The following is a 3,091-nucleotide window of genomic DNA, read 5'->3' on the forward strand; positions in this document are numbered from 1 at the left end:
TCGAACTCGGCCGTGAAACCTGACAGCGCCAATGGTACTTACGCTCAAGCGTCGGAAGAGTAGGACGTCGCCAGGCATTGAAGCCGGCGCGCTTCGCTGAAAAAACCCATCACAATGACAAGGGCAAACGCCCTCAAGAGGGCCCCGGCAAAGGGCCCTCTTCGCGTTCCAGGCGAACGCAAAATACATGATAACGCGGGGTGGAGCAGCCCGCCGGTCAGGCCGACAACGTCGGAATGAACCAACAAACAATCTGCTGCCGGGCTGAACACAGACAGCCCGAACATGGTGACGCGGGGTGGAGCAGCCCGGTAGCTCGTCAGGCTCATAACCTGAAGGTCGTAGGTTCAAATCCTACCCCCGCAACCAACTTTACTTGCAAAAGGTCTTCTTCCTTCGGGGCGGAGGCCTTTTTGCTTTTCTGCGAAAGACTTAGGATGCCCGCGAGCGCGCCTTGCAGGTCTATGGACAGGCCTTTGGGCGCATCCGTGTCGGGCGTGAGGACGATCCGGTCTACAAGGCCGCGAATGATCTCCGCCGCTTCGCTACGGGCATCCTCGCTATTGAGTGCCGTCACGAGATTCCTGATTTCATCGCGGTAGACCGATCCCATCTTCGGGTGGACATAGACGGGCTCTTCATCGGTTTCTGCGAGCAGCCGTTCGAGTTCCGCCTTGCGGTTCTCAAGCTCCCACATACGGTCTTTGACCTTCGCGGCTGGAATGCCGTCGCAGATCGCATCGACGAGCTTGTCGAGTTCCTTATCGGCCTTTGCATGCTCGCGGCGGTAGCTCTCAAGCGACGCGTTCTTGTCCATGCGCACCCTGTTGACGTGGCGCGTATATTCATCGGCAAAGATTTCCGCGAGCTCAGGGTCCATCAGGTGATGCTGCAAACCATCCAGCACTGCGCTTTCCAGAACCGCGCGATGGATAGTGCGGCGATTGGCGCAGGTGCCTTTGTTGCGCGCGGTCGAGCAGCCGAAATGATTTTGCGAGATTTTCGAATAACCGCCGCCGCGTTCCCCGCACTTCATCAGGCCGGAGAAGAGATAGCGCGGACGCCGCCTGTCCCACATACCCATCGCCTTCGAGGACTTCACGTCCAGCGATTGCTGGCGCTCCTTCACCGCCTGCCAGAGATCAACATCGATGATCCTTTGCTCCGGCACGTCCTTGACGATCCAGTCGCTTTCGGGATTAAGGCGCGAAACACGCTTACCGGTGTCCGGGTCCTTGATATAGCGCAGCCGGTTCCAGACGAGCCGCCCGATAAAGCTTCATCATCGAACATGGCCGTATGCGTGTGCGGATCGAACTTGAAGGCGTATTCGGCATAGGGGCCTCGTTCGGCTACTGGCCGGGATTTTCCGCGCATGTCGTCGATTCCGACAAGCCGTTCTTAAGCGCAACAGGCTACCGCAGCTTCCTTGGCATTCATGCCGACCCTACACCGCAATTATCGCCCGATGATTTTGCGGTGAAGGTTATCGCCGGGTATGTCGAGCGCGAGCTTCGCGGCAAGCTGGTGGCCGTTGCCCCGCAGTTTCTCCATTCTTGCGCGTAACGCTTTATGCGCAACATTGCGTCGCAGGCAGCGCGGGCGAGGTTGGCGCGAGGAACGGCGTGGCATCGCCGCGCTACACGGGCCTTGTCAGCGGAAGCATCCGCTGGCCTGAAACAAGGAGGCCCGTATGACCGATACGCGCAAGAACGACAGTCCCGCCCGTTCCGACACTCACTGGCGCGCCGACGACAGGAATCTCAGATTCACCCTTTACGTGAAGAAGCGCGCCCGCGCCGAAGCCGACGCCTGGCATAATTCCGGCACCGTCTATGGAGCCGGGCTGTTCCCGCCCCGCAAGGCCGAGAATGTCGTCACGCCGAAGGGGCTGTCCGTTCTCGACGAGATCGAGCACATGGTCGGCTTGGCTTCGCCCGCACCTGTCATTGACCGGGAGGGCCGCCCCGCGCCGGAGCTGCGCCGCGAGATCAACGAGCACAACAGGATTTTACGCGAGGAGTACGATCGCGAACGAGAGCCGCCGTGGTACAGCGTCGAAGCCGGTCGGGAGCAGGCCGCTCCCAAGCCCGACCGTGGCCCGAAGCGCCCGCGCCGCAGCCGAGGCCAGGATGTGGGTCGTGAGCTTTAACCGTTGGAGTTCGCGATAGGGTTTGCTTCAGCAGGAGCGCCATATCCCCCTTCGCGCTCCTTCGCGCGGCAGCGCGGACCTTCGGGTCCGCGCTGCTTTTTCGTTATCTGCGAGTCATTTGGCGCGCGATCAGCCCCTTGGCGGCAAACAGCAAGTAAAGTTGGTTGCGAGCAACCTAAACCAATATAATCAATGGGTTAAGTGAAAGCCGGCCCTCTCGCGGTCAATTGATCCATAGCACTGTTCGGACTGAGACACACCGACCGTGATTGCTGCAATGCCTGAACTGGTGCTCGTATCCGTCAAACGGTTCTACCAAAAGACAATGATGCGAATTTCAGATTCAGGTGATTAGCCGCAAAATGATTTCCATGCGCCATACTCATCGCATTGAAGGTTATGCCATCGTCTCCGAGGATGGCATGCTCGCAAACGCCGCAGGTGTTATGCCAGACTCCCTTAAATTGTAACCGCCCGATTGTTACCGCGGCTTATGTGCCTTGATGTTTTCGATGGTTCCCGGGTCATCGACGACGGATCGCAGGAAGGCATCCCATTCTTCAGGTGAGCGGCGAGCATCGGCGATAAGGTCGCGTAATTCGTCGATACCGTCGTCAGTGATTGCCGACAGATAGTTGTCTGGCCCAGCGCAAACCGTGATGATGGAGCCGTAAGAGAGATTATCGTCGTTGCTGACGATGGCATCGATGAGATCAGGGTGTTCATCGAGGATGCCAGCGACATAATCGAGCGTAAACACATGCCTGACGGTGGGCATCAGGCTGCCTCGGCGATGGGTGTCAGCGGAGCCCAATTCCACGGCAGCAGTTCATCGTGCGGATTCCGACGATCCCGGTCGGCTATTCCAATCTGATCCCGGCCATCATTCCGATTTGATCCCGGCCGGGTAGAAGCCAGATCGTGGTTGATTAATGACGC

At 58.7% G+C, this 3,091-nt stretch carries 4 protein-coding genes and 1 tRNA gene; 3 read left to right on the plus strand and 2 right to left on the minus strand.

What is annotated here, in order from left to right; all coding sequences use genetic code 11:
* Positions 1-292 precede the first annotated feature (292 nt).
* Positions 293-369, plus strand: a tRNA-Met gene (locus tag IEX32_RS20185).
* Here IEX32_RS20185 and IEX32_RS21155 read toward each other — a convergent pair.
* Entirely contained in the window at positions 326-1,273 is a 948-nt protein-coding gene (locus IEX32_RS21155) for a recombinase zinc beta ribbon domain-containing protein (RefSeq protein WP_373285476.1), read from the minus strand. The two genes, IEX32_RS20185 and IEX32_RS21155, sit on opposite strands and share 44 nt — an antisense overlap.
* A 32-nt stretch (positions 1,274-1,305) precedes the next feature.
* Between IEX32_RS21155 and IEX32_RS20200 the strand changes: the two genes are divergently transcribed.
* Positions 1,306-1,566: a hypothetical protein gene (locus IEX32_RS20200; RefSeq protein WP_188773329.1), complete on the plus strand. Its 261-nt coding sequence runs from the start codon at positions 1,306-1,308 to the stop codon at positions 1,564-1,566.
* A gap of 127 nt (positions 1,567-1,693) precedes the next feature.
* The gene (locus tag IEX32_RS20205; RefSeq protein ID WP_188773330.1) at positions 1,694-2,152 is read left to right on the plus strand and encodes a hypothetical protein; all 459 of its coding nucleotides are present in this window, start codon (positions 1,694-1,696) and stop codon (positions 2,150-2,152) included.
* A gap of 481 nt (positions 2,153-2,633) precedes the next feature.
* Here the strand turns inward: IEX32_RS20205 and IEX32_RS20210 are convergent, their stop codons facing one another.
* Positions 2,634-2,930: a hypothetical protein gene (locus IEX32_RS20210; RefSeq protein WP_188773331.1), complete on the minus strand. Its 297-nt coding sequence runs from the start codon at positions 2,928-2,930 to the stop codon at positions 2,634-2,636.
* Positions 2,931-3,091: the final 161 nt, after the last annotated feature.

Source organism: Novosphingobium endophyticum, from assembly GCF_014640675.1.
GTDB classification, from domain to species: domain Bacteria; phylum Pseudomonadota; class Alphaproteobacteria; order Sphingomonadales; family Sphingomonadaceae; genus Novosphingobium; species Novosphingobium endophyticum.

Bases quoted from the DNA above. Each gene is read 5' to 3' on its own strand.
- IEX32_RS20205 (WP_188773330.1), top strand. From the start codon at position 1,694: ATGACCGATACGCGCAAGAACGACAGTCCCGCCCGTTCCGACACTCAC.
- IEX32_RS20210 (WP_188773331.1), bottom strand. From the start codon at position 2,930: ATGCCCACCGTCAGGCATGTGTTTACGCTCGATTATGTCGCTGGCATC.